The organism is Tepidibacter aestuarii (assembly GCF_934924865.1).
In the GTDB taxonomy this organism is placed as follows: Bacteria; Bacillota; Clostridia; order Peptostreptococcales; family Peptostreptococcaceae; genus Tepidibacter_A; species Tepidibacter_A aestuarii.
This window is the reverse complement of record NZ_OW235315.1, coordinates 3,366,374-3,390,273: the sequence shown is the minus strand read 5'-3', so window position 1 is coordinate 3,390,273 and position 23,900 is coordinate 3,366,374. Positions and strand designations below refer to the sequence as shown.

Annotated in this window: 23 protein-coding genes, 24 tRNA genes and 4 rRNA genes; all 51 read left to right on the top strand. The window is 38.3% G+C overall.

Going from position 1 to position 23,900, the window contains the following annotated elements; genetic code table 11:
* The first annotated feature begins 21 nt into the window (after nt 1–21).
* The 51 genes from rplR (at nt 22) to M2214_RS16250 (ending at nt 23,819) form a co-directional block, all read left to right on the top strand.
* Nucleotides 22–390: a 50S ribosomal protein L18 gene (gene rplR, locus M2214_RS16500; protein WP_248481102.1), complete on the top strand. Its 369-nt coding sequence runs from the start codon at nt 22–24 to the stop codon at nt 388–390.
* Nucleotides 391–407: 17 nt separating this feature from the next.
* A complete protein-coding gene (gene rpsE / locus M2214_RS16495) occupies nt 408–914 on the top strand; it encodes a 30S ribosomal protein S5 (protein ID WP_248481101.1) in 507 nt (168 codons plus the stop codon).
* A gap of 12 nt (nt 915–926) precedes the next feature.
* Nucleotides 927–1,100 carry a 50S ribosomal protein L30 gene (rpmD, locus tag M2214_RS16490; protein WP_248481100.1) on the top strand — a complete coding sequence of 58 codons (174 nt, stop codon included), beginning with the start codon at nt 927–929 and terminating at the stop codon, nt 1,098–1,100.
* A 30-nt stretch (nt 1,101–1,130) separates the two neighbouring features.
* The gene (rplO, locus tag M2214_RS16485; protein ID WP_248481099.1) at nt 1,131–1,574 is read left to right on the top strand and encodes a 50S ribosomal protein L15; all 444 of its coding nucleotides are present in this window, start codon (nt 1,131–1,133) and stop codon (nt 1,572–1,574) included.
* Nucleotide 1,575: 1 nt separating this feature from the next.
* Nucleotides 1,576–2,844, top strand: a complete 1,269-nt coding sequence (secY, locus tag M2214_RS16480) for a preprotein translocase subunit SecY (protein WP_248481098.1) — start codon at nt 1,576–1,578, stop codon at nt 2,842–2,844.
* A gap of 54 nt (nt 2,845–2,898) precedes the next feature.
* Nucleotides 2,899–3,549, top strand: coding sequence for an adenylate kinase (locus M2214_RS16475; protein ID WP_248481097.1), 651 nt, complete (start codon nt 2,899–2,901; stop codon nt 3,547–3,549).
* Nucleotides 3,549–4,298: a type I methionyl aminopeptidase gene (gene map, locus M2214_RS16470; RefSeq protein WP_248481096.1), complete on the top strand. Its 750-nt coding sequence runs from the start codon at nt 3,549–3,551 to the stop codon at nt 4,296–4,298. The genes M2214_RS16475 and map overlap by 1 nt, the downstream gene beginning before the upstream one ends.
* Before the next feature lie 23 nt (nt 4,299–4,321).
* A complete protein-coding gene (locus tag M2214_RS16465) occupies nt 4,322–4,600 on the top strand; it encodes a KOW domain-containing RNA-binding protein (protein ID WP_248481095.1) in 279 nt (92 codons plus the stop codon).
* Between the two features lie 28 nt (nt 4,601–4,628).
* Nucleotides 4,629–4,847: a translation initiation factor IF-1 gene (gene infA / locus M2214_RS16460; protein ID WP_099191178.1), complete on the top strand. Its 219-nt coding sequence runs from the start codon at nt 4,629–4,631 to the stop codon at nt 4,845–4,847.
* Nucleotides 4,848–4,877: 30 nt separating this feature from the next.
* On the top strand, nt 4,878–4,991 hold the full coding sequence (rpmJ, locus tag M2214_RS16455) for a 50S ribosomal protein L36 (protein ID WP_007062395.1): 114 nt from the start codon (nt 4,878–4,880) through the stop codon (nt 4,989–4,991).
* 150 nt (nt 4,992–5,141) lie between these two features.
* A complete protein-coding gene (gene rpsM, locus M2214_RS16450) occupies nt 5,142–5,513 on the top strand; it encodes a 30S ribosomal protein S13 (protein ID WP_248481094.1) in 372 nt (123 codons plus the stop codon).
* A gap of 23 nt (nt 5,514–5,536) precedes the next feature.
* The gene (gene rpsK, locus M2214_RS16445) at nt 5,537–5,935 is read left to right on the top strand and encodes a 30S ribosomal protein S11 (RefSeq protein ID WP_248481093.1); all 399 of its coding nucleotides are present in this window, start codon (nt 5,537–5,539) and stop codon (nt 5,933–5,935) included.
* Between the two features lie 20 nt (nt 5,936–5,955).
* On the top strand, nt 5,956–6,579 hold the full coding sequence (rpsD, locus tag M2214_RS16440) for a 30S ribosomal protein S4 (protein ID WP_248481092.1): 624 nt from the start codon (nt 5,956–5,958) through the stop codon (nt 6,577–6,579).
* A 68-nt stretch (nt 6,580–6,647) separates the two neighbouring features.
* The gene (locus tag M2214_RS16435; protein ID WP_248481091.1) at nt 6,648–7,595 is read left to right on the top strand and encodes a DNA-directed RNA polymerase subunit alpha; all 948 of its coding nucleotides are present in this window, start codon (nt 6,648–6,650) and stop codon (nt 7,593–7,595) included.
* A 17-nt stretch (nt 7,596–7,612) separates the two neighbouring features.
* On the top strand, nt 7,613–7,954 hold the full coding sequence (rplQ, locus tag M2214_RS16430) for a 50S ribosomal protein L17 (protein ID WP_248481090.1): 342 nt from the start codon (nt 7,613–7,615) through the stop codon (nt 7,952–7,954).
* 361 nt (nt 7,955–8,315) lie between these two features.
* Complete coding sequence (locus tag M2214_RS16425) at nt 8,316–9,146, top strand: energy-coupling factor transporter ATPase (protein WP_248481089.1); 831 nt, start codon at nt 8,316–8,318, stop codon at nt 9,144–9,146.
* Nucleotides 9,137–9,997 (top strand): energy-coupling factor transporter ATPase, encoded by an 861-nt coding sequence (locus tag M2214_RS16420; protein WP_248481088.1) that lies wholly within the window; start codon nt 9,137–9,139, stop codon nt 9,995–9,997. The genes M2214_RS16425 and M2214_RS16420 overlap by 10 nt, the downstream gene beginning before the upstream one ends.
* Nucleotides 9,994–10,791 carry an energy-coupling factor transporter transmembrane component T family protein gene (locus M2214_RS16415; RefSeq protein ID WP_248481087.1) on the top strand — a complete coding sequence of 266 codons (798 nt, stop codon included), beginning with the start codon at nt 9,994–9,996 and terminating at the stop codon, nt 10,789–10,791. Before M2214_RS16420 ends, M2214_RS16415 begins: the two co-directional genes overlap by 4 nt.
* Nucleotides 10,792–10,801: 10 nt before the next feature.
* Nucleotides 10,802–11,533: a tRNA pseudouridine(38-40) synthase TruA gene (gene truA, locus M2214_RS16410; RefSeq protein WP_248481086.1), complete on the top strand. Its 732-nt coding sequence runs from the start codon at nt 10,802–10,804 to the stop codon at nt 11,531–11,533.
* Nucleotides 11,534–11,653: 120 nt separating this feature from the next.
* The gene (gene rplM / locus M2214_RS16405) at nt 11,654–12,082 is read left to right on the top strand and encodes a 50S ribosomal protein L13 (RefSeq protein ID WP_248481085.1); all 429 of its coding nucleotides are present in this window, start codon (nt 11,654–11,656) and stop codon (nt 12,080–12,082) included.
* A 28-nt stretch (nt 12,083–12,110) separates the two neighbouring features.
* Nucleotides 12,111–12,503 (top strand): 30S ribosomal protein S9, encoded by a 393-nt coding sequence (gene rpsI, locus M2214_RS16400; RefSeq protein ID WP_248481084.1) that lies wholly within the window; start codon nt 12,111–12,113, stop codon nt 12,501–12,503.
* Between the two features lie 67 nt (nt 12,504–12,570).
* Nucleotides 12,571–13,281, top strand: a complete 711-nt coding sequence (cwlD, locus tag M2214_RS16395; RefSeq protein ID WP_248481083.1) for an N-acetylmuramoyl-L-alanine amidase CwlD — start codon at nt 12,571–12,573, stop codon at nt 13,279–13,281.
* 274 nt (nt 13,282–13,555) lie between these two features.
* A complete protein-coding gene (locus tag M2214_RS16390) occupies nt 13,556–14,779 on the top strand; it encodes a NupC/NupG family nucleoside CNT transporter (RefSeq protein WP_248481082.1) in 1,224 nt (407 codons plus the stop codon).
* A gap of 451 nt (nt 14,780–15,230) precedes the next feature.
* Nucleotides 15,231–16,746, top strand: a 16S ribosomal RNA gene (locus tag M2214_RS16385).
* Between the two features lie 103 nt (nt 16,747–16,849).
* Nucleotides 16,850–16,925, top strand: a tRNA-Ala gene (locus tag M2214_RS16380).
* A 104-nt stretch (nt 16,926–17,029) separates the two neighbouring features.
* Nucleotides 17,030–19,950: ribosomal RNA gene (locus tag M2214_RS16375) — 23S ribosomal RNA — on the top strand.
* Between the two features lie 99 nt (nt 19,951–20,049).
* Nucleotides 20,050–20,166: ribosomal RNA gene (rrf, locus tag M2214_RS16370) — 5S ribosomal RNA — on the top strand.
* The 16S, 23S and 5S rRNA genes sit together here with 24 tRNA genes alongside, the layout of an rRNA operon.
* 4 nt (nt 20,167–20,170) lie before the next feature.
* Nucleotides 20,171–20,245 (top strand) — tRNA-Asn (locus tag M2214_RS16365).
* Between the two features lie 9 nt (nt 20,246–20,254).
* Nucleotides 20,255–20,343: transfer RNA gene (locus tag M2214_RS16360), tRNA-Leu, on the top strand.
* 6 nt (nt 20,344–20,349) lie between these two features.
* Nucleotides 20,350–20,425 (top strand) — tRNA-Met (locus M2214_RS16355).
* A 4-nt stretch (nt 20,426–20,429) separates the two neighbouring features.
* Nucleotides 20,430–20,504: transfer RNA gene (locus M2214_RS16350), tRNA-Glu, on the top strand.
* 9 nt (nt 20,505–20,513) lie between these two features.
* Nucleotides 20,514–20,589, top strand: a tRNA-Val gene (locus tag M2214_RS16345).
* Nucleotides 20,590–20,596: 7 nt separating this feature from the next.
* Nucleotides 20,597–20,673: transfer RNA gene (locus M2214_RS16340), tRNA-Asp, on the top strand.
* A gap of 37 nt (nt 20,674–20,710) precedes the next feature.
* A tRNA-Thr gene (locus tag M2214_RS16335) sits at nt 20,711–20,785 on the top strand.
* 6 nt (nt 20,786–20,791) lie between these two features.
* Nucleotides 20,792–20,877, top strand: a tRNA-Tyr gene (locus M2214_RS16330).
* Between the two features lie 10 nt (nt 20,878–20,887).
* A tRNA-Gly gene (locus M2214_RS16325) sits at nt 20,888–20,961 on the top strand.
* A gap of 6 nt (nt 20,962–20,967) precedes the next feature.
* Nucleotides 20,968–21,044: transfer RNA gene (locus M2214_RS16320), tRNA-Arg, on the top strand.
* A 5-nt stretch (nt 21,045–21,049) separates the two neighbouring features.
* Nucleotides 21,050–21,125 (top strand) — tRNA-Gln (locus tag M2214_RS16315).
* A 9-nt stretch (nt 21,126–21,134) separates the two neighbouring features.
* Nucleotides 21,135–21,210: transfer RNA gene (locus M2214_RS16310), tRNA-Lys, on the top strand.
* A gap of 9 nt (nt 21,211–21,219) precedes the next feature.
* Nucleotides 21,220–21,308 (top strand) — tRNA-Ser (locus M2214_RS16305).
* Nucleotides 21,309–21,327: 19 nt separating this feature from the next.
* Nucleotides 21,328–21,418: transfer RNA gene (locus M2214_RS16300), tRNA-Ser, on the top strand.
* Nucleotides 21,419–21,432: 14 nt separating this feature from the next.
* Nucleotides 21,433–21,509: transfer RNA gene (locus M2214_RS16295), tRNA-Pro, on the top strand.
* A gap of 5 nt (nt 21,510–21,514) precedes the next feature.
* Nucleotides 21,515–21,591 (top strand) — tRNA-Ile (locus M2214_RS16290).
* A gap of 15 nt (nt 21,592–21,606) precedes the next feature.
* Nucleotides 21,607–21,683: transfer RNA gene (locus tag M2214_RS16285), tRNA-Ile, on the top strand.
* A gap of 6 nt (nt 21,684–21,689) precedes the next feature.
* Nucleotides 21,690–21,765: transfer RNA gene (locus M2214_RS16280), tRNA-Trp, on the top strand.
* Between the two features lie 19 nt (nt 21,766–21,784).
* Nucleotides 21,785–21,861, top strand: a tRNA-Pro gene (locus M2214_RS16275).
* Nucleotides 21,862–21,866: 5 nt separating this feature from the next.
* Nucleotides 21,867–21,943, top strand: a tRNA-Ile gene (locus tag M2214_RS16270).
* 15 nt (nt 21,944–21,958) lie between these two features.
* Nucleotides 21,959–22,035: transfer RNA gene (locus M2214_RS16265), tRNA-Ile, on the top strand.
* Nucleotides 22,036–22,041: 6 nt separating this feature from the next.
* A tRNA-Phe gene (locus M2214_RS16260) sits at nt 22,042–22,117 on the top strand.
* Between the two features lie 11 nt (nt 22,118–22,128).
* Nucleotides 22,129–22,205 (top strand) — tRNA-Met (locus M2214_RS16255).
* A 98-nt stretch (nt 22,206–22,303) separates the two neighbouring features.
* Nucleotides 22,304–23,819: ribosomal RNA gene (locus M2214_RS16250) — 16S ribosomal RNA — on the top strand.
* Nucleotides 23,820–23,900 lie beyond the last annotated feature (81 nt).

Below are 23,900 nucleotides of genomic sequence, written 5' to 3'. Positions count from 1 at the left end.
AATAGAAAGGAGTGAATATGAGTGTTCAAAAAAGTAAATAAAAATGAGAACAGACTTCAAAGACACAAAAGAGTTCGTAAGAAAATTCATGGAAGCTCTGAAAGACCAAGAGTAAATATATTTAGAAGTAATTCTAATATCTATGCTCAAATAATAGATGATGTTAATGCATGTACTTTAATTGCAGCTTCTTCTCTTGAAGCAGAGGTTAAAAGTGCTGTTAAAAACACAGGAAACAAAGAAGCTGCTAAACTTGTAGGAAAACTATTAGCTAAAAAAGCATTAGATAAAGGAATAAAAGAAGTTGTATTTGATCGTGGTGGATACATCTATCATGGTAGAGTAAAAGAATTAGCAGAGGGAGCTAGAGAAGGCGGCCTTGAGTTTTAATAAAAGGAGGGAAATACATGCTTCGTAAACCTATAGACGCAAGACAACTTGACGTAAAAGAAAAAGTTGTTCAAATAAGACGTGTTACTAAAGTTGTTAAGGGTGGTAGAAACTTCAGATTTGCTGCTTTAGTAATAGTTGGAGATGAAAACGGATATGTAGGATTAGGTACTGGTAAAGCTATGGAAGTACCTGATGCTATTAAAAAAGCAATAGATGATGCTAAGAAAAACTTAATTCATGTACCTATGGTTGGAACTACAATTCCTCACCAAGTAAAAGGACAATTCGGTGCAGGTAACATATTAATAATGCCAGCACAAGAAGGTACAGGAGTTATCGCTGGAGGACCTGTTCGTGCGGTTCTTGAGCTTGCAGGATTAAAAGATGTTAGAGCTAAGTCTTTAGGATCTAACAATGCTAGAAATATGGTAAATGCTACTATAGAAGGACTTAAGTCTCTAAGAACTGCTGAAGATATAGCAAAACTTAGAGGTAAAAAAGTTGAAGACCTTCTAGGATAAGGAGGTATTTAAATGGCTAATTTAAAAATAAAGTTAGTAAAAGGATTAATAGGAACTAATCCAAAGCAAAGAAAAACAGTTGAGGCTCTTGGTCTTAAGAAAAGACATCAAGTAGTTGAGCAGCCAGATAATCCTCAAACAAGAGGAATGATTAAAGTAGTAGAACATTTAGTAGAAGTTCAGTAATATATAACATAGAAAGAAGGAGGTGTAATCATGAAATTACATGAGTTAAGACCTGCTGAAGGCGCTGTTAAAAACAGAAAAAGACTAGGAAGAGGAACTGCAACTGGTCAAGGTAAAACTTCTGGACGTGGACAAAAAGGACAAAACTCTCGTTCAGGTGGAGGAGTAAGACCAGGATTTGAAGGAGGGCAAATGCCTATATATAGAAGACTTCCAAAGAGAGGTTTCACTAATATATTCAAAAAAGCTTACTCACTAGTAAATGTAGAAAGATTAAATGCATTCGAGAACGGTACAGAAATAACTCCTGAAATCCTTAAAGAAAAAGGAATAATCAGAAAGATTGAAAAAGACGGAGTTAAGATATTAGGTGAAGGTAAATTAGAGGTAAACTTAACTGTTAAAGCTAATAAATTCACTAAATCAGCTATTGAAAAAATAGAAGCAGCTGGAGGAAAGGTAGAGGTGATCTAAAGTGCTATCTACCTTGAAAAATGCTTGGAAAATTCCTGATTTAAGAAAAAGAATTCTATATACTTTAATGATGGTTATTGTATTTAGAATCGGATCTTCAATACCTGTACCTGGCGTAGATATAGACTATATTAAGAAGGTGGTTGACCAAGCGGGTCTTCTTTCCTTCTATGATTTAGTAGCAGGAGGAGCTTTTAGACAATTTACTATATTTGCTTTAAGTATAACTCCTTATATAACAGCATCAATAATAGTGCAGTTATTAACTATAGCTATACCAAGTCTTGAAGAACTGAGTAAATCAGGAGAAGAAGGAAGAAAAAAGATGGTTCAATACACAAGATATGGAACCATTATTTTAGCGTTAATTCAAGCTACAGGAATAAGTGTAGGTTTGTTTAGAGGAGCATTAATATCTAAAGATATATTTTCTATAACAACAGTAATACTTACTTTAACTGCAGGAACATCGTTCTTGATGTGGTTAGGCGAAAAGATTACTGAAAAAGGTATAGGCAATGGAATATCTCTTATAATATTCATAGGTATTATATCAAGAGTTCCAGGTTCCTTTATTCAGACGTATAAATTATTCACAGAAAACCAGATAAATATTATACAACTGATCATATTTGCAGCTGTAGCTATAGCTATAATAGTAGGAGTAATAGCTATACAACAAGGATCAAGAAAGATACCTGTACAGTATGCTAAAAGAGTAGTAGGAAGAAAAATGTATGGTGGACAAAGCACACATATACCAATGAAAGTGAATCAAGCAGGTGTTATTCCAGTTATATTTGCAGTTTCACTTTTAGCATTTCCTCAAACACTATCATTATTCTTAAAGGGAGATTTTCAGGCGTTTGTGACTAAATGGTTATCGCCAAACGGAACTCCAGGAGTTTGGATATATATAGGTTTAGAAGCATTATTGATAATCTTCTTTACTTATTTTTATACAGCGGTTACATTTAATGTAGAAGAAATTGCTAATAATATGAAAAACTATGGTGGCTTTATTCCTGGTATAAGACCTGGAAAGCCTACAGAGGAGTATCTAAACAAAGTGCTTACAAGACTTACATTAGCAGGATCTGTATTTTTAGCTGTGATAGCAGTACTTCCAACTTTGATACTGCAATTAGGTAGTATCCCGTTTAGATTCGGTGGAACTTCTTTATTAATAGTAGTAGGAGTTGCACTTGAAACGATGAAACAAATAGAAGCCCAAATGTTGATGAGACATTATCAAGGTTTCTTAAAATAGGAATTGGGGGTAAAAAAATCCCCTGTCCTAAATTTAGTATCGGAGATGATTGAAATGAAACTTATACTACTTGGACCTCCGGGAGCAGGTAAAGGAACTCAAGCTTCAGGGATCGTAAAAAAATATAATGTACCTCATATATCAACTGGAGATATTTTTAGAAAAAATATAAAAGAGGGAACAGAACTGGGCTTAAAGGCCAAGGAATATATGGATAAAGGACTTTTAGTTCCAGATGAATTAGTTGTAGAAATAGTTAAAGATAGACTTTTAGAAGATGATTGTAAAAGTGGATTTTTACTAGATGGTTTTCCAAGAACTGTAGTTCAAGCACAAGCATTAGATAAAGTATTAACTGAATCTAATATGAATTTAGATAAGGTTATAAATATACAGGTAGACAAAACTGTATTAGTAGATAGAGCTGTAGGTAGACGTATTTGTAAAAATTGCGGAGCTACTTTCCATATAAAATATAACCCATCAAAAGTTGATGGAAAATGTGATATTTGTCAAGGTGATTTATACCAAAGAGCAGATGATAATGAAGAAACTGTATCTAAAAGAATTCAGGTTTACTTAGATCAAACTGAGCCTTTAATAGATTATTACACTAATCAAGGTATAATTAATACTATTGATGGTCAACAATCTATAGATAAAGTTTTTGAAGATATATCTTCAGCATTAGGGTGTGAAAACTAATGATTATAATAAAATCTGCTAAAGAAATAGAATTAATGAGAGATGCTGGAAAAATTGTAGCTGAAACTCATGAAATACTAAAACAATCTATAAAACCTGGTATAACAACTATGGAATTAGACGAAATAGCAGAAAAAAATATAAGAAAATATAAAGCAGAGCCTTCATTTAAAGGGTATCATGGATATACAGGATCTATATGTGCATCTATTAATGAAGAAGTAGTACACGGAATACCATCTTCTTCGACTATATTAAAAGATAAAGATATAATAAGTATAGACATTGGAGCTTTTTACAAAGGCTATCATGGAGATGCTGCTAAAACTCATGCTGTAGGTGAAATATCTGACGAAGATAGAAGACTTATAGATGTAACTAGACAGAGCTTTTATGAAGGAATTAAATTTGCAAAGATTGGATATAGACTTTCAGACATATCACATGCAATTCAAACTTATGTAGAAAAAAATAAGTTTTCTATAGTTAGAGACTTTGTAGGACACGGAATAGGTTCAAAAATGCATGAAGACCCTCAAATACCAAATTACGGACCTGCGGGAAAAGGAATTAGGCTTCAAGAGGGAATGGTATTAGCTATAGAACCTATGGTAAATGCCGGATCATATCATGTGAAAATATTAAGTGATGGATGGACAGCTGTAACAATAGATGGTAAAAAATCTGCACATTATGAGCATAGTATAGCCATCACTAAAGATGAGCCTTTAATTTTAACAAAGCTTTAATCCGGCTAGAAGAGGTGAAATTAGTGCTATTAAATGATTTAAATGTTGGTCAAGTTGTAATATCTAAATCAGGTAGAGATAAAGGTAGATTGTTTTTTATTATAAAAATAGTAAATAAAGAGTATGTCTTGATCGCCGATGGAGATTATAGAAAACTTGATAAAGCAAAATTAAAAAAAGTAAAGCACTTGACAAAATATAAATATGCATCCGAAGATATTGGAAATAAAATTTTAAACAAAGAATATATTAATGATGCGTTTTTAAGATATGAGCTGGATAGGTTAAAGTCGAAGCTTTAATCTAAGTGATTGGAGGTTTGGTTACTTAATGGCCAAAAAAGATGTAATTGAGTTAGAGGGTGTAGTTACAGAAACTTTACCCAACGCAATGTTTAAAGTTAAATTAGAAAATGGACATGAAATATTATGCCATATATCAGGTAAGCTTAGAATGAATTTTATAAGAATACTTGAAGGTGATAAAGTAACTGTAGATATGTCGCCTTATGATTTAACTAGAGGAAGAATTACTTGGAGAAAGAAGTAGACTAGTATTTTAGTCTAAGGAGGGATAAGTGTGAAAGTTAGACCGTCTGTAAAACCAATGTGTGAAAAATGTAAAATTATAAAAAGAAAAGGAAGAGTAATGGTTATCTGTGAAAATCCTAAGCATAAACAAAAACAAGGTTAATAAGGGCTAGTAATTTAATATTAGATATATTATAATATTAAATTGTGATAATTAATAGACTTAAATTCTAAGAATAAACTAGGCCTTCGTGTTTTATTTAAAATTAGAAAATATTGAATTAGCAATATAGGTTATAGGAGGTGCAAGAATATGGCAAGAATTGCTGGGGTAGACTTACCAAGAGACAAAAGAGCAGAAATAGGCTTAACTTATATATATGGTATAGGTAAAAAAACTTCTAACCAAATACTTGAAAAAGCTGGCATAGATGTTAATACAAGAATAAAAGATTTAACTGAAGAAGAAGTAAATACATTAAGAAAATTAATAGATGCTGATCACCTTGTTGAAGGAGATTTAAGAAGAGAGATAGCATTAAACATAAAGAGACTTAGAGATATCAGATGTTATAGAGGTATTCGTCATATGAGAGGACTTCCGTTAAGAGGTCAAAAGACTAAGACAAATGCTAGAACTAGAAAAGGACCGAGAAAGACTGTATCTCGTAAGAAGAAAAAATAGATCGTAAGTAAGGAGGGAAAAAAATGGCTAAACCTAAAAAGAAAGTTACACGTGTTAGAAGAAAAGAGCGTAAAAATATAGAACGTGGTCATGCTCATATTCAGTCAACTTTTAATAATACTATAATCACATTAACTGATGTTCATGGAAATGCAATTTCATGGGCTAGTGCAGGTCAGTTAGGCTTCAAAGGATCTAGAAAAGCTACTCCATTCGCAGCACAAATGGCTGCAGAAACTGCTTCTAAAGGAGCTATGGAGCATGGATTAAAGACAGTAGAGGTATTTGTAAAAGGACCAGGACCAGGACGTGAAGCAGCTATAAGATCTTTACAAGCTGCAGGACTTGACGTTACTATGATAAAAGACGTTACTCCAATACCACATAATGGTTGTAGACCGCCAAAGAGAAGAAGAGTGTAATACAGTAGGAGGTGTAATAAATGGCAAGATATACAGGTGCAGTATGTAGACTATGCCGTAGAGAAGGAATGAAGTTATTCCTTAAAGGCGATAGATGTTATACAGATAAATGTGCTATAAATAAAAGAAACTATGCTCCAGGTCAACATGGACAAGGAAGAAAAAAAGTTTCTAACTATGGATTACAATTAAGAGAAAAGCAAAAAGTTAAGAGAATATATGGAGTTTTAGAAACTCAATTCAGAAACCTATATGAAAAAGCTGAAAAAATGCAAGGAATATCAGGTGAAAACTTACTTAGCTTATTAGAGAGAAGACTTGACAATACTGTTTATAGAATGGGTCTTGCTTCTTCAAGAAAAGAAGCTAGACAATTAGTAAGACATGGACATTTTTCATTAAATGGACATAAAGCTAATGTACCTTCTATGATAATGGAAGTTGGCGATGTTATAGCTGTTAAAGAAGGTTCAAAATCTTCAGCTAAATTTAAATCACTTGTTGAAAATTCTACAAGAGTTGCTCCTAAGTGGATGGATGCAAGCATAGAAAAGATGGAAGCTAAGATAACTGCTTTACCTACAAGAGAAGATATAGATTTAGAAATAGCAGAGCACTTAATAGTAGAGCTTTACTCTAAGTAATAAATTGAGTTATATCGTAGAAATGTTTGCCCTCAGTGGATTAATAAAAATTAAGGAGGGTTTTATTAATGATTGAAATAGAAAAGCCTAGAATAGAAATTTGCGAAATAAGCGAAGATAATAGATATGGTAAATTTATCGTAGAGCCTTTAGAAAGAGGATACGGAATTACCGTAGGAAATGCATTAAGAAGAATACTACTTTCTTCACTTCCAGGAGTTGCTGTTACTTCTATAAAAATAGAGGGAGTACTACATGAGTTCTCTACCGTTCCGGGTGTAAAAGAAGATGTAACAGAAATAATTCTTGCTTTAAAAGAATTATCTGCTGAGATAGATGGAGAAGGAAGTAGAACATTGAAAATAGAAGCTCAGGGCGAGGGTATGATAACTGGTAAAGATATTATATGTCCTCCTGATGTAGAAATATTAAGTAAGGATTTACACATAGCTACTTTAGATACAAATGCTAAATTCAATATGGAAATAAATATAGATAAAGGAAGAGGTTATGTTCCAGCTGAAAACAATAAAACTGAGAATATGCCTATTGGTGTGATTCCTGTAGACTCTATATATACTCCAGTTGAAAAGGTAAGCTATAAAGTTGAAAATACAAGAGTAGGTCAAATAACAGATTACGATAAGTTAATATTTGATGTTTGGACTAACGGAAGTATAAATCCTCAAGAGGGAATATCTCTTGGTGCTAAGATATTAGTAGAACACTTAAATTTATTCATCAACCTTACAGAGCATGTTGGAAATGTAGAAATAATGGTGGAAAAAGAAGAAGATAAAAAAGAGAAAGTTCTAGAGATGACTATTGAAGAACTTGATCTTTCTGTTAGATCGTATAATTGCTTAAAGAGAGCAGGTATAAATACTGTTGAAGAATTAAGCAGCAAAAGCGAAGAAGACATGATGAAAGTTAGAAACTTAGGTAAAAAGTCATTAGAAGAAGTTATTCAAAAACTTGAAGAACTAGAACTAGGACTTAAGCCGAGTGAAGACTAAGAAAAGGAGGGAATGACATGGCTAAGTACCGTAAATTAGGTCGTGTAACTGCTCACAGAAACATGATGCTTAGAAACTTAGTTACTGATCTATTAAAGAACAAAAAAATAGAGACTACAGTAACAAGAGCAAAAGAAACACGCAGAATGGCTGAAAAAATGATAACTCTAGCAAAAAGAGGAGACTTACATGCTAGACGTCAAGTATCAGCTTACGTTTTAGATCAAACTGTAATCACAAACTTATTTGATGAAATAGCTCCTAAATACCAAGAAAGAAATGGTGGATATACAAGAATTATAAAGCTTGGTGTTAGAAAAGGTGACGGAGCTGAAGTAGCAATACTAGAATTAGTATAGTAGAAGATGGAATTAGGCTAATAGCTTAATTCCTATTTTTTTATATGCAATAAAATTATAGTATTTTAAAAATAAAGTAATATTTACACTTTTAAAAGTTATTTTATTTTTATATAATAGAATTTAGATTATATAATAGAATCTAAATCATGTAAAAATAAAATAACCTTTAAAACACCTTATGAATTTCAAAGAAGTCAACCTTTAAAGACTTATATAATAAAGGCTCTTTATAATGAATAGTAAGTTATAAACATTTATAATTTTAGATAAATATAACTTACGTTATGAATTTCAAAGAAGTCAACCTTTAAAAACTTATATAATAAAGACTTCTTTATAATAGAAAAGAGGTAAAAACATGAATGATATAGTAAAAATAGATAATATATCTTTTGAATATACTCAAGAAAACATTCAGTCAAAGGCACTCGATGAGTTAAATTTAGACATCAAAAGAGGAGAATTCGTGGTTATCATAGGACACAATGGTTCTGGAAAATCAACATTATCAAAAAATTTGAATGCTATACTAAAGCCTACAAAGGGGAATATACTTATAAATGGCATGAATACAAAAGATGATGATAAACTTTGGGATATAAGGCAGAGTGCTGGTATGGTATTTCAAAATCCAGATAACCAAATAGTAGCAACAGTGGTGGAGGAAGATGTAGCTTTCGGACCAGAAAACTTAGGAATACAGCCGGATGAGATAAAAAAAAGAGTTACAGAATCTTTGAAATCCGTAGGAATGCATGAGTTTAAAGATAAAGCACCTCACTTACTATCGGGAGGTCAAAAACAAAGAGTAGCAATTGCAGGAATTATTGCTATGAAACCTGAATGCATAATATTTGATGAACCTACGGCTATGCTTGACCCATCTGGAAGAAGAGAAGTTATGAATACTATAAAGAGGCTTAATAAGGAAGAAAATATTACAATAATACATATAACTCATTTTATGGAAGAAGCAGTGGATGCAGATAGAATAGTTGTAATGGAAAAAGGAAAAATAGTATTACAAGGAAAGCCTAAAGAAGTTTTTGTACAGGTAGATAAATTGAAAGAACTTGGATTGGATGTTCCTTTTATGACAGAACTAACATATGAACTTAGAAAAGAAGGAATAGATATAAGATCAGATATATTAACTGTAGATGAGATGGTGATGAATTTATGTCGATAGTAGTTAAAGATTTAGTATACGTATATAATCCAAATTCACCTTTTGAAAGTAAGGCACTTGATAATGTAAATTTCGAGATAAATAAAGGTGAGATAATAGGTTTGATAGGACATACAGGATCTGGTAAGTCAACTTTGATTCAACATTTAAATGGGCTATTAAAGCCAACAAGTGGGAATATAATAATTGATGGAGTGGATATAACGGGTCCCAATATTAGCTTAACAGAAATTAGAAAAAAGGTTGGAGTCGTTTTTCAATATCCAGAGTATCAACTATTTGAAGAAACTATATATAAAGATATAGCTTTTGGTCCTGCTAATTTAAAACTAAGCGAAGATGAAATAAATGATAGAGTAAAAGAAGCTATGGAGCTTGTTGGACTTGACTATAGTGAATTCAAAGATAGATCTCCATTCGATTTATCTGGAGGTCAAAAGAGAAGAGTAGCAATAGCAGGTGTTATAGCCATGAAGCCTGATGTTTTAATACTAGATGAGCCAACAGCAGGCCTTGACCCATCAGGGAGAGATGAAATTTTAACTCAAATAAAGTATCTTCATGAAAAATATAATATTACAATAATAATATCTTCACATAGTATGGAAGATATGGCTAAAATATCGGATAAAATATTAGTTATGTATAGAGGTAAGGTTGATTTGATGTCTACACCTAGAGAAGTTTTTAAAAAAGGGAAAAGATTGAAAGAAATAGGTCTAGGAATACCACAAGTATCAGAACTTACTATAAAACTTAGAGAAAAAGGTTTTGATATAAGAGAAGATATTATTACTTTAGGAGAAGCAAAAGAGGAAATATTAAAATATATAAGGAGTAAAAAGAAATGATAAAAGATATAACAATAGGTCAATATTATCCTACAAATTCTGTAGTGCACAAATTAGATCCAAGAGTTAAATTAATATCTACATTTATATTTATGTCTTCTCTCTTTATAATAAACCAGTTTTATCCATACGTTTTAGTACTAGCTTTTATTATATCAACACTTAAACTATCTAAAATACCTGTTAATTATATATTAAAAGGGCTAAAGCCAATAATGTTTATAATTGTATTTACTTTCGCAATTAACATATTTATGATACCTGGTAATACGATTTTTAATATAGGACCGCTGAGTATATCAGATGAAGGTTTAAAACAAGGAAGTTTTATGGTTGTAAGACTTATATTGTTAGTTGTAGGGACATCATTACTTACTTTATCAACATCTCCAATAGAATTAACCGATGGTATAGAAAAGCTTCTAAATCCTTTTAAAAAGATAGGAGTACCTGCACATGAACTTGCTATGATGATGACAATTGCATTAAGGTTTATTCCTACTTTATTAGATGAAACTGATAAGATAATGAAAGCCCAAATGGGAAGAGGGGCCGATTTTGAAAGTAAAAATATCATAAGTAGAGCAAAAAACTTAGTTCCGTTATTGGTACCTCTATTTATAAGCGCATTCAGAAGAGCTGATGAACTTGCTATGGCTATGGAAGCTAGATGTTATAGAGGTGGAGATAATAGAACTAGGATGAATCAAATAAAAATGAATAAAAGAGATTATATAGCTTATAGTATAGTATTTATTTATATAACTATAATAGCAATAACTAGAGTAATATAGGTGATAATTTATGCGTAATATAATGATTACTATAGAATATAAAGGAACAAATTATTGTGGGTGGCAAATACAAAATGATAGAACATCTATACAAGAATGTATAGAAAGTGCTATATATAAGATAACTAATGAAAAAGCAAATGTAACATCATCAGGAAGAACAGATGCAGGAGTTCATGCTTTAGGACAAGTAGCAAATTTCTATACTAATAGTCGTATACCTGTTGATAAACTACCAGGAGCTATTAATTCTAAGTTACCAGATGATATAAGTATATTAGATGCTAAAGAAGTAGATTATGATTTTCATGCAAGATATAGTGCTAAAAAGAAGCGATATAGGTATGTAATACTAAACTCTAAATATAAAAGACCTATTTATAATGATTTTGCTTATTTAGTGAAATATAAATTAGATATAGATAAAATGATACAAGAGTCTAAATATTTGATTGGAGAGCATGATTTTAAAGGATTCATGAGCACGGGATCATCTGTTAAAACAACTGTTAGAACCATATACGATATAAGCTTGAAAAAAGAAGAAGATTTAATAATATTAGAGGTAGAAGGAAATGGATTTTTGTATAATATGGTTAGAATAATAGCAGGAACTCTGGTAGATATAGGTAGAGGAAGAATAAATTTAAGTCTAAAAGATATTATAGAATCTAAGAATAGAGATAATGCTGGACATACAGCAGATAGTAAAGGATTGTTTTTGAAAAAAGTATATTATTAGCTTGACACACCTGGGTCATTGTATTAAAATGTATAAGGAATGTGTTTATAAATCCACTAGCCCCGGATTTTATATAAAGGTTAATTTGCGCACATAAAAGGATAGTAAGGAGGGAAAATAATGAAATCATATATTGGTAAGCCAAGTGAAGTTCAAAGAAAGTGGTATATAATAGACGCTGAAGGAAAGACTTTAGGTCGTTTATCTACTGAAATTGCAATATTATTAAGAGGTAAGCATAAGCCTACATTTACACCACACGTAGACGGTGGAGATTTCGTTGTAGTTGTTAATGCTGCTAAAGTTAAGTTAACAGGAAAGAAATTAGATCAAAAACAATACAGATATCATACAGGGCATGTTGGTGGATTAGTAGAAATCCCTTACAGAAGACTTTTAGCTGAAAAGCCAGAAGAAGTTATAAACCATGCTGTAAACGGTATGCTATGTAAGAATAAATTAAGAAGCAAAATGATGAAAAGATTAAGAGTATTTGCTGGCGCTGAGCATACTCATGCAGCTCAAAACCCAGAAAGCTTAGATATATAATTAATTTAGGTGAAAGGAGGAGTTAGATATGGCAAACGTTCAATATTATGGAACAGGAAGAAGAAAGCACTCAGTAGCTAGAGTAAGATTAGTAGCTGGTGAAGGAAATATAGTTGTTAATGGAAAAAGTTTAGAAGAATACTTTAACTATGAGACTTTAAGAAGAGAAGTTAAGAACCCACTAGTTATAACTGAAACTGAAGGAAAATATGATGTTATAGTAAAGGTTGAAGGTGGAGGATTTACAGGACAAGCAGGAGCTGTAAGACACGGGATATCAAGAGCGTTATTAAAGGCTGATGCAGAATTAAGACCTACTTTAAAGACAGCTGGATACTTAACTAGAGACCCAAGAATGAAGGAAAGAAAGAAATACGGATTAAAAGCTGCGAGAAGAGCTCCACAATTCTCAAAGAGATAATATATACATCAAAGACTTTGGAATATTCCAAAGTCTTTTTTCATATATATTTACAGGGTGATTATATATGGTTATTGTGTTAAAAAAGAAATATGTAATATGGACTATAGCATTTGCTATGATACTCTGTATAATATATTTAACTAATTACAATATAAGCAAAACTACTATAAATATGCCTGTAACAAATAAAGTCATTATAGTAGATGCTGGACACGGTGGAATAGATCCTGGAGCATTAGGAAAAAATAGTCTAGAAAAAGATATAAATTTGAAAATAGCATTAAAGGTAAGATCTTTACTAGAAGAGAGTGGCGCATTGGTTATACTCACTAGAGAAAAAGATGAAAGCTTATATATAGAAGATGGAAAGAAAAGCATAAGACAAAGATATAATGAAAATCTTAGAAATAGAAAACAATTAATAAAAGAGTCTAAAGCAGACGTTTTTATATCCATACATCTGAATAGTTTTACTAATTCTAAATATTATGGAGCACAAGTGTTGTATCCAAAAAATGATAAGTATGGCAAACAATTGGCAACTTTCATACAAGAAGAGATGAGAAGAGTTATAGATAAAGATAATAATAGAGAGGCAAAGATGAGAGCTGATTTATATTTATTTAAGGAAAATGGAGTTGCATCAGCACTTATTGAATGTGGATTTCTATCGAATTTAAAAGAAGAAGATCTTCTCAAAAGTGATGAATATCAAGAAAAAATAGCATGGTCTATATATGCTGGGATACAAAAATATTTTAATTCTTTACAATAACCTAAAAAAAATAGAATTTATATGTGTGATCACATATAAATTCTATTTTTTTTTTACTATTATAAAGGATTTATAGATATAAGTAATAATAAGTTTTTTTATATGTATACTTAAACTTAAATTAAAATTTAATAAATCGTAAAACAAAATTTAAATAAAAACACTTGTTAAAATATTCAATTAAATTAAAGTTTGATTTTGTCGACAAAATATGATATCATTTTTTTTGTGAAATTAAAGATATAACGGCTATTTGCAAAAAGGAGGAAAACGTATGGAAAGATTTATAAGTCTTATAGGAATATTTGTTCTTTTAGGAATATGCTACTTAATATCTGAAAATAAGAAGAAGATAGATATTAAATTAGTGGGAATGGGTATAGGAATGCAGGTGTTATTTGCATTTTTGATTTTAAAAACAGGTGCAGGAAGAGCAGTATTTGAAAAGTTATCAGAATTTGTAACTGTTCTTTTAGACTTTACAAAAGCAGGTTCTTCGTTCTTGTTTGGGGGATTAGTAAGTGATATAAATAGTTTTGGATTTATATTTGCATTTCAAGTATTACCAACTATAATATTTTTTTCATCGCTTATGTCAGTATTGTATCATTTAGGAGTTATGCAGTTTATAATTAAATATATAGCTGGGTTTATGGCAAAATTAATGGGAACATCAGGAGCTGAGTCTTTATCAGCAGCAGCAAACATATTTGTAGGACAAACAGAAGCACCATTAGTTATAAAACCATATATAGAAAAAATGACAAGATCAGAGTTAAATGCAATAATGATAGGTGGAATGGCTACAGTTGCTGGTGGAGTTATGGCAGGGTATGTAGGAATGGGAGTTGATGCTGGCCACTTAATAGCAGCATCTGTAATGTCGGCGCCTGCAGCATTAGTAGCAGCTAAAATCATAGTTCCGGAAACTGAGGAACCGGTTACAAAAGGAAATGTAGAATTTGAAGTAGAAAAAGTTGATGCTAATATTATAGATGCAGCAGCAAGAGGAGCTTCAGAAGGATTACAGCTTGCACTTAATGTTGCAGGTATGTTACTTGCATTTGTTGCTTTAATAGCGATGGTTAATGGAGGTATTGAAGCGGTAGGAAGTGCTGTAGGAATACATGGATTAACTTTAGAAACGATATTAGGTTATGCATGCGCTCCGCTTGCATATATAATGGGTATTCCATCTCAAGATATAGTTACAGCAGGTTCATTATTAGGACAAAAAACAGTTATAAATGAATTTGTTGCTTATGCTAATCTATCTGAGCATATAGCTAATGGGACACTTCAACCTAGAACTATTACTATATTAACGTATGCTCTTTGTGGGTTTGCAAACTTTTCATCTATAGCTGTACAATTAGGTGGAATAGGAGGACTTGCCCCTAAGAGAAGAGGAGAACTAGCTCAGTTAGGAATAAAAGCTTTAGTTGGAGGTACTGTAGCTGCATTTTTAACAGCATCTATAGCTGGTATGCTTATATAATATTATATATAGAAGAAGTCGTTTTAAACGGCTTCTTTTTTTTATATACAAGGAAATTATATAATTTTCAATCTCTAGATAAGATTAATGAAAGAACTGAGCCTGTAGCTATCTTTGATTAATGGAGTCTGTTAAGAGCAGTTAGAGGATTAATAGATTAACATTAAATCAATTTTCTATATATCAAAATATAAATAAGCTATTAATATGATTTGGGAAATTCAATATATTTAGATATATAGTGAAAAAGATCGAAAAAAAACTTTAGAAAAGTGTTGACGAAATGTTTTAAAGGTGATATATTATTACTTGTCCTCGACAACGAGGCAAGCGAGAAACACATGAACACAACATATGAACTTTGAAAATTAAACAGTAGGTTATAAATAAATCACAACAGTGATTTTCGGAAACAACACATAAAGTCAGTTTACTGAGTACTGACAAACTTTTATTTAAGAGTTTGATCCTGGCTCAGGATGAACGCTGGCGGCGTGCCTAACACATGCAAGTCGAGCGGAGATTAAAAAGCTTGCTTTTTAATCTTAGCGGCGGACGGGTGAGTAACGCGTGGGTAACCTGCCCTATACACACGGATAACATATCGAAAGATATGCTAATACGAGATAACACATTTTTAAGGCATCTTAGAAATGTCAAAGCGTTAGCGGTATAGGATGGACCCGCGTCCCATTAGCTAGTTGGTGAGGTAAAAGCTTACCAAGGCGACGATGGGTAGCCGACCTGAGAGGGTGATCGGCCACACTGGAACTGAGACACGGTCCAGACTCCTACGGGAGGCAGCAGTGGGGAATATTGCACAATGGGGGAAACCCTGATGCAGCAACGCCGCGTGAGCGATGAAGGCCTTCGGGTCGTAAAGCTCTGTCCTAAGGGAAGATAATGACGGTACCTTAGGAGGAAGCCCCGGCTAACTACGTGCCAGCAGCCGCGGTAATACGTAGGGGGCAAGCGTTATCCGGAATTACTGGGCGTAAAGGGTGCGTAGGCGGCCTTGTAAGTCAGAAGTGAAAGGCTACGGCTCAACCGTAGTAAGCTTTTGAAACTGCAGGGCTTGAGTGCAGGAGAGGAGAGTAGAATTCCTAGTGTAGCGGTGAAATGCGTAGATATTAGGAGGAATACCAGTTGCGAAGGCGGCTCTCTGGACTGTAACTGACGCTGAGGCACGAAAGCGTGGGGAGCGAACAGGATTAGATACCCTGGTAGTCCACGCCGTAAACGATGAGTGCTAGGTGTCGGGGGTTACCCCCCTCGGTGCCGCAGCTAACGCATTAAGCACTCCGCCTGGGGAGTACGCTCGCAAGAGTGAAACTCAAAGGAATTGACGGGGACCCGCACAAGTAGCGGAGCATGTGGTTTAATTCGAAGCAACGCGAAGAACCTTACCTAAGCTTGACATCCCTCAGACCGCTTCTTAATCGAAGCTTTCCCTTCGGGGACTGAGGTGACAGGTGGTGCATGGTTGTCGTCAGCTCGTGTCGTGAGATGTTGGGTTAAGTCCCGCAACGAGCGCAACCCTTATCTTTAGTTGCCAGCATTTTGGATGGGCACTCTAGAGAGACTGCCGAGGATAACTCGGAGGAAGGTGGGGATGACGTCAAATCATCATGCCCCTTATGCTTAGGGCTACACACGTGCTACAATGGCTAGTACAGAGAGTTGCGAAACCGCGAGGTCAAGCTAATCTCTTAAAGCTAGTCTCAGTTCGGATTGCAGGCTGAAACTCGCCTGCATGAAGCTGGAGTTACTAGTAATCGCGAATCAGAATGTCGCGGTGAATGCGTTCCCGGGTCTTGTACACACCGCCCGTCACACCACGGAAGTTGGGGGCGCCCGAAGTCAGATATCCAACCGTAAGGAGGAATCTGCCGAAGGTGAAATCAATGACTGGGGTGAAGTCGTAACAAGGTAGCCGTATCGGAAGGTGCGGCTGGATCACCTCCTTTCTAAGGAGAAATAACCTACTGTTTAATTTTGAGAGTTTATAAAAAACTCTTGACGAATTTTAATAAATTTGTTATTATATATTTCGTCAAAAAAATACAATATGGGGGCGTAGCTCAGTTGGGAGAGCACTTGCCTTGCAAGCAAGGGGTCAGGAGTTCGACTCTCCTCGTCTCCACCATTTAGTATTTTATATACTATATTAGTACTTTGAGCAACGGAATTTTTAATTCGTTGGCGACGTACTTTAGTACTTTGAAAATTGAACAGATTTAAATAAATTTAGGTTAAGTTATTAAGGGCGTAGGGCGGATGCCTTGGCACCAAGAGCCGATGAAGGACGTGGTAAGCTGCGATAAGCTTCGGGGAGATGCAAGCAATCTTTGATCCGGAGATTTCCGAATGGGGAAACCCACCTAGAGTAATGTCTAGGTATCCTTAGATGAATACATAGTCTAAGGAGGGGAACCGAGGGAACTGAAACATCTAAGTACCTCGAGGAAGAGAAAGAAAAATCGATTCCCTAAGTAGCGGCGAGCGAAAGGGGAAGAGCCCAAACCTATGAAGTTTTCTTCATAGGGGTTGCGGATATGCTCACAAGAAAGAGGTATTGTAGTCGAAGAGGTTTGGAAAGACCCACCATAGAAGGTAATAGTCCTGTAGATTAAACAAGAAGACTTTCGAGCATACTCCAGAGTACCACGGGACACGTGAAACCCTGTGGGAAGCTGGGGGGACCACCCCCCAAGGCTAAATACTTCTTGGTGACCGATAGCGTATAGTACCGTGAGGGAAAGGTGAAAAGAACCCCGGAAGGGGAGTGAAATAGAACCTGAAACCCTATGCCTACAAGCTGTGGGAGCACATTTTTAGTGTGACCGCGTACTTTTTGTAGAACGGGCCAACGAGTTACGATAAGTAGCAAGGTTAAGGACTTAGGGTCTGGAGCCGTAGCGAAAGCGAGTCTTAACTGGGCGATTCAGTTACTTGTCGTAGACCCGAAACCGAGCGACCTACCCATGGCCAGGATGAAGCGAAAGTAAAATTTCGTGGAGGTCCGAACCCACGCACGTTGAAAAGTGCGGGGATGAGCTGTGGGTAGAGGTGAAATTCCAATCGAGCTCGGAGATAGCTGGTTCTCCCCGAAATAGCTTTAGGGCTAGCCTCAAGCTTAGAGATGAGGAGGTAGAGCACTGAATGTCCTAGGGGCCCTGTGGGTTACCGAAGACTATCAAACTCCGAATGCCTTTATCTTTTGCTTGGGAGTCAGACTGTGGGTGATAAGATTCATAGTCGAGAGGGAAACAGCCCAGACCGTCAGCTAAGGTCCCTAAATGTAAGTTAAGTGGTAAAGGATGTGGGATTGCACAGACAACCAGGATGTTGGCTTAGAAGCAGCCATTCATTCAAAGAGTGCGTAATAGCTCACTGGTCGAGTGATCCTGCGCCGAAAATTATCGGGGCTAAAACTTACTACCGAAGCTACGGCATTGACTTTGTCAATGGGTAGGGGAGCATTCACTGCGGGTTGAAGCTAGACCGGAAGGACTAGTGGACTGCAGTGAAGAGAGAATGTTGGCATGAGTAGCGAGACGTAGGTGAGAATCCTACGGGCCGAAAACCCAAGGTTTCCTGAGGAAGGTTCGTCCGCTCAGGGTTAGTCGGGACCTAAGCCGAGGCCGAAAGGCGTAGGTGATGGACAACAGGTTGAGATTCCTGTACTACCGATAATCGTTTGAAGAATGGGGTGACGCAGAAGGATAGGCTATCCTACTATTGGATATGTAGGTCCAAGCATTAAGGGAGCATTGATAGGCAAATCCGTCGGTGCAATCCTGAGGTGTGATGGGGAGCGAAATTTAAGTAGCGAAGTAGTCGATTTCATGCTGCCAAGAAAAGCCTCTACTGAGATTAAAGGTACCCGTACCGCAAACCGACACAGGTGGGTGAGAAGAGAATTCTAAGGCTAGCGAGAGAACTTTTGTTAAGGAACTCGGCAAAATGACCCCGTAACTTAGGGATAAGGGGTGCCTCATTAGGGTGTATGCCCGAAGAGGCCGCAGAGAATAGGCCCAAGCGACTGTTTACCAAAAACATAGGTTTCTGCTAAGTCGAAAGACGATGTATAGGAGCTGACGCCTGCCCGGTGCTGGAAGGTTAAGGGGATGTGTTAGACATTAGTCGAAGCATTGAACTTAAGCCCCAGTAAACGGCGGCCGTAACTATAACGGTCCTAAGGTAGCGAAATTCCTTGTCGGGTAAGTTCCGACCCGCACGAAAGGCGTAACGATTTGGGCACTGTCTCAACAAAAGACTCGGTGAAATTGTAATTCCGGTGAAGATGCCGGATACCTGCGACAGGACGGAAAGACCCCATGGAGCTTTACTGTAGCCTGGCATTGGATTTCGATATTACATGTACAGGATAGGTGGGAGACTGAGATACGAGAACGCCAGTTTTCGTGGAGTCATCCTTGGGATACCACCCTTGTAATATTGAGATTCTAACCATAGACCATGAATCTGGTCTTGGGACACTGTCAGGTGGACAGTTTGACTGGGGCGGTCGCCTCCCAAAATGTAACGGAGGCGCCCAAAGGTTCCCTCAGCACGGTCGGAAATCGTGCGAAGAGTGCAAAGGCAAAAGGGAGCTTGATTGCAAGACATACAGGTCGAGCAAGGACGAAAGTCGGGCTTAGTGATCCGGTGGTTCCGCGTGGAAGGGCCATCGCTCAACGGATAAAAGCTACCCTGGGGATAACAGGCTTATCTCCCCCAAGAGTCCACATCGACGGGGAGGTTTGGCACCTCGATGTCGGCTCATCACATCCTGGGGCTGTAGTAGGTCCCAAGGGTTGGGCTGTTCGCCCATTAAAGTGGTACGCGAGCTGGGTTCAGAACGTCGTGAGACAGTTCGGTCCCTATCCGTCGCAGGCGTAGGAAATTTGAGAGGAGCTGTCCTTAGTACGAGAGGACCGGGATGGACATACCTCTGGTGCACCAGTTGTCACGCCAGTGGCATAGCTGGGTAGCTATGTATGGAATGGATAAGCGCTGAAAGCATCTAAGCGCGAAGCCAACCTCAAGATAAGATTTCCCATCTTTATGAGTAAGATCCCAGGAAGACTACCTGGTTGATAGGTTCAAGGTGTAAGCTCAGTAATGAGTTCAGCTGATGAATACTAATAGATCGAGGACTTAACCAAATTTTAAATCTGGTCAATTTTGAAAGTATTAATTTTCAGCAAAAGTGTTGACAAGATAGACTTAAGATGATACAATACATCTTGTTCGACAAAAAAATATGTGGTTATTATAGCAAAGAGGATACACCTGTTCCCATTCCGAACACAGAAGTTAAGCTCTTTAGCGCTGATGGTACTTGGGGGGCAGCCCCCTGGGAGAGTAAGACGTAGCCACGTATGTTCCAAGGTAGCTCAATGGTGGAGCAATCGGCTGTTAACCGATAGGCTGTGGGTTCGAGCCCCACCCTTGGAGCCAAAAAAAAATGCCGAGGTGGCGGAACTGGCAGACGCACAGGACTTAAAATCCTGCGGTCCTTACAGATCGTACCGGTTCGATTCCGGTCCTCGGCACCACAATAACGCGGGATGGAGCAGTTGGCAGCTCGTCGGGCTCATAACCCGAAGGTCGTAGGTTCGAGTCCTGCTCCCGCAACCAGTATGGCCCCTTGGTCAAGCGGTTAAGACACCGCCCTTTCACGGCGGTAACAGGGGTTCGATTCCCCTAGGGGTCACCATTAATAATTGGGCTCATAGCTCAGCTGGGAGAGCACCTGCCTTACAAGCAGGGGGTCACAGGTTCGAGCCCTGTTGAGCCCACCAATTATTCGGCCTGGTAGTTCAGTTGGTTAGAATGCCAGCCTGTCACGCTGGAGGTCGAGGGTTCGAGTCCCTTCCAGGTCGCCAAATAATTAAATTGGGATATTTGAAAAAATAAAAAAGTGCTAGTGTGGCTCAACGGTAGAGCAGCTGACTTGTAATCAGCAGGTTGTAGGTTCGATTCCTATCACTAGCTCCAAAACATGGAGGGGTTCCCGAGTTGGCCAAAGGGGGCAGACTGTAAATCTGTTAGCATCGCTTTCACTGGTTCGAATCCAGTCCCCTCCACCAAATAAAATATGCGGGTGTAGCTCAGTGGTAGAGTTCCGGCCTTCCAAGCCGGCTGCGAGGGTTCGACTCCCTTCACCCGCTCCAAAATATGTGCCTGTAGCTCAGTTGGATAGAGCAGTGGCCTTCTAAGCCACGTGTCCGGGGTTCGAATCCCTGCAGGCACGCCATATACTGGGGATTCGCCAAGTCGGTAAGGCTCAGGATTTTGATTCCTGCATGCGTTGGTTCGAGTCCAGCATCCCCAGCCAATTTAATTTGACCCATTAGCTCAGTCGGTAGAGCACCTGACTTTTAATCAGGGTGTCCCGCGTTCGAGTCGCGGATGGGTCACCAAAAAAACGCGGAGGGGTGTCCGAGTGGCTTAAGGAGCTGGTCTTGAAAACCAGTGACTCCGAAAGGGGCCGTGGGTTCAAATCCCACCTCCTCCGCCAAAAACAACATAATTAAAATGGAGAAGTACTCAAGTGGCTGAAGAGGCTCCCCTGCTAAGGGAGTAGGTCTTTTACGGGGCGCGAGGGTTCAAATCCCTCCTTCTCCGCCATTTTATTTAAGTATCGAGGTGTAGCGCAGTTTGGTAGCGCACGTGGTTTGGGACCATGGGGCCGGGGGTTCGAGTCCCTCCACCTCGACCAAGTAAGGGCTTATAGCTCAGGTGGTTAGAGCGCACGCCTGATAAGCGTGAGGTCGCTGGTTCGAGTCCAGCTAAGCCCACCATATATACAATAAAGTGGGCCTTTAGCTCAGTTGGTTAGAGCGCCCGGCTCATAACCGGTAGGTCTGGGGTTCGAGTCCCTGAAGGCCCACCACTTTATAGGGGTGTAGTTCAGTTGGTAGAACGACGGTCTCCAAAACCGTATGTCGTGGGTTCAAGTCCTGTCACCCCTGCCAAAACTTTTTATTTAAATATCGAGGTGTAGCGCAGTTTGGTAGCGCACGTGGTTTGGGACCATGGGGCCGGGGGTTCGAGTCCCTCCACCTCGACCAAGTAAGGGCTTATAGCTCAGGTGGTTAGAGCGCACGCCTGATAAGCGTGAGGTCGCTGGTTCGAGTCCAGCTAAGCCCACCATATATATAATAAAGTGGGCCTTTAGCTCAGTTGGTTAGAGCGCCCGGCTCATAACCGGTAGGTCTGGGGTTCGAGTCCCTGAAGGCCCACCACTTTATGCCCAGATAGCTCAGTCGGTAGAGCAGGGGACTGAAAATCCCCGTGTCGGTGGTTCGATTCCGCCTCTGGGCACCATGAATTAGTGTGGCGGCATAGCTCAGTTGGCTAGAGCGTTCGGTTCATACCCGAAAGGTCACTAGTTCGAATCTAGTTGCCGCTACCAAGTGAACCTTGAAAATTAAACAGTAGGTTATAAATAAATCACAACAGTGATTTTCGGAAACAACACATAAAGTCAGTTTACTGAGTACTGACAAACTTTTATTTAAGAGTTTGATCCTGGCTCAGGATGAACGCTGGCGGCGTGCCTAACACATGCAAGTCGAGCGGAGATTAAAAAGCTTGCTTTTTAATCTTAGCGGCGGACGGGTGAGTAACGCGTGGGTAACCTGCCCTATACACACGGATAACATATCGAAAGATATGCTAATACGAGATAACACATTTTTAAGGCATCTTAGAAATGTCAAAGCGTTAGCGGTATAGGATGGACCCGCGTCCCATTAGCTAGTTGGTGAGGTAAAAGCTTACCAAGGCGACGATGGGTAGCCGACCTGAGAGGGTGATCGGCCACACTGGAACTGAGACACGGTCCAGACTCCTACGGGAGGCAGCAGTGGGGAATATTGCACAATGGGGGAAACCCTGATGCAGCAACGCCGCGTGAGCGATGAAGGCCTTCGGGTCGTAAAGCTCTGTCCTAAGGGAAGATAATGACGGTACCTTAGGAGGAAGCCCCGGCTAACTACGTGCCAGCAGCCGCGGTAATACGTAGGGGGCAAGCGTTATCCGGAATTACTGGGCGTAAAGGGTGCGTAGGCGGCCTTGTAAGTCAGAAGTGAAAGGCTACGGCTCAACCGTAGTAAGCTTTTGAAACTGCAGGGCTTGAGTGCAGGAGAGGAGAGTAGAATTCCTAGTGTAGCGGTGAAATGCGTAGATATTAGGAGGAATACCAGTTGCGAAGGCGGCTCTCTGGACTGTAACTGACGCTGAGGCACGAAAGCGTGGGGAGCGAACAGGATTAGATACCCTGGTAGTCCACGCCGTAAACGATGAGTGCTAGGTGTCGGGGGTTACCCCCCTCGGTGCCGCAGCTAACGCATTAAGCACTCCGCCTGGGGAGTACGCTCGCAAGAGTGAAACTCAAAGGAATTGACGGGGACCCGCACAAGTAGCGGAGCATGTGGTTTAATTCGAAGCAACGCGAAGAACCTTACCTAAGCTTGACATCCCTCAGACCGCTTCTTAATCGAAGCTTTCCCTTCGGGGACTGAGGTGACAGGTGGTGCATGGTTGTCGTCAGCTCGTGTCGTGAGATGTTGGGTTAAGTCCCGCAACGAGCGCAACCCTTATCTTTAGTTGCCAGCATTTTGGATGGGCACTCTAGAGAGACTGCCGAGGATAACTCGGAGGAAGGTGGGGATGACGTCAAATCATCATGCCCCTTATGCTTAGGGCTACACACGTGCTACAATGGCTAGTACAGAGAGTTGCGAAACCGCGAGGTCAAGCTAATCTCTTAAAGCTAGTCTCAGTTCGGATTGCAGGCTGAAACTCGCCTGCATGAAGCTGGAGTTACTAGTAATCGCGAATCAGAATGTCGCGGTGAATGCGTTCCCGGGTCTTGTACACACCGCCCGTCACACCACGGAAGTTGGGGGCGCCCGAAGTCAGATATCCAACCGTAAGGAGGAATCTGCCGAAGGTGAAATCAATGACTGGGGTGAAGTCGTAACAAGGTAGCCGTATCGGAAGGTGCGGCTGGATCACCTCCTTTCTAAGGAGAAATAACCTACTGTTTAATTTTGAGGGTTTATTCCTCAAAATTAGTACTTTGAGCAACGGAATTTTTAATTCG

What these genes read in the sequence shown, in the direction of transcription:
- cwlD (WP_248481083.1), top strand. Translation starts at nt 12,571, where the DNA reads ATGGTTATTGTGTTAAAAAAGAAATATGTAATATGGACTATAGCATTT.
- truA (WP_248481086.1), top strand. Translation starts at nt 10,802, where the DNA reads ATGCGTAATATAATGATTACTATAGAATATAAAGGAACAAATTATTGT.
- rplQ (WP_248481090.1), top strand. Translation starts at nt 7,613, where the DNA reads ATGGCTAAGTACCGTAAATTAGGTCGTGTAACTGCTCACAGAAACATG.
- M2214_RS16425 (WP_248481089.1), top strand. Translation starts at nt 8,316, where the DNA reads ATGAATGATATAGTAAAAATAGATAATATATCTTTTGAATATACTCAA.
- M2214_RS16420 (WP_248481088.1), top strand. Translation starts at nt 9,137, where the DNA reads ATGTCGATAGTAGTTAAAGATTTAGTATACGTATATAATCCAAATTCA.
- rpsK (WP_248481093.1), top strand. Translation starts at nt 5,537, where the DNA reads ATGGCTAAACCTAAAAAGAAAGTTACACGTGTTAGAAGAAAAGAGCGT.
- M2214_RS16390 (WP_248481082.1), top strand. Translation starts at nt 13,556, where the DNA reads ATGGAAAGATTTATAAGTCTTATAGGAATATTTGTTCTTTTAGGAATA.
- M2214_RS16435 (WP_248481091.1), top strand. Translation starts at nt 6,648, where the DNA reads ATGATTGAAATAGAAAAGCCTAGAATAGAAATTTGCGAAATAAGCGAA.
- rpsD (WP_248481092.1), top strand. Translation starts at nt 5,956, where the DNA reads ATGGCAAGATATACAGGTGCAGTATGTAGACTATGCCGTAGAGAAGGA.
- infA (WP_099191178.1), top strand. Translation starts at nt 4,629, where the DNA reads ATGGCCAAAAAAGATGTAATTGAGTTAGAGGGTGTAGTTACAGAAACT.
- map (WP_248481096.1), top strand. Translation starts at nt 3,549, where the DNA reads ATGATTATAATAAAATCTGCTAAAGAAATAGAATTAATGAGAGATGCT.
- M2214_RS16415 (WP_248481087.1), top strand. Translation starts at nt 9,994, where the DNA reads ATGATAAAAGATATAACAATAGGTCAATATTATCCTACAAATTCTGTA.
- rplO (WP_248481099.1), top strand. Translation starts at nt 1,131, where the DNA reads ATGAAATTACATGAGTTAAGACCTGCTGAAGGCGCTGTTAAAAACAGA.
- rplM (WP_248481085.1), top strand. Translation starts at nt 11,654, where the DNA reads ATGAAATCATATATTGGTAAGCCAAGTGAAGTTCAAAGAAAGTGGTAT.
- rpsI (WP_248481084.1), top strand. Translation starts at nt 12,111, where the DNA reads ATGGCAAACGTTCAATATTATGGAACAGGAAGAAGAAAGCACTCAGTA.
- rpsM (WP_248481094.1), top strand. Translation starts at nt 5,142, where the DNA reads ATGGCAAGAATTGCTGGGGTAGACTTACCAAGAGACAAAAGAGCAGAA.
- rpsE (WP_248481101.1), top strand. Translation starts at nt 408, where the DNA reads ATGCTTCGTAAACCTATAGACGCAAGACAACTTGACGTAAAAGAAAAA.
- M2214_RS16475 (WP_248481097.1), top strand. Translation starts at nt 2,899, where the DNA reads ATGAAACTTATACTACTTGGACCTCCGGGAGCAGGTAAAGGAACTCAA.
- rpmD (WP_248481100.1), top strand. Translation starts at nt 927, where the DNA reads ATGGCTAATTTAAAAATAAAGTTAGTAAAAGGATTAATAGGAACTAAT.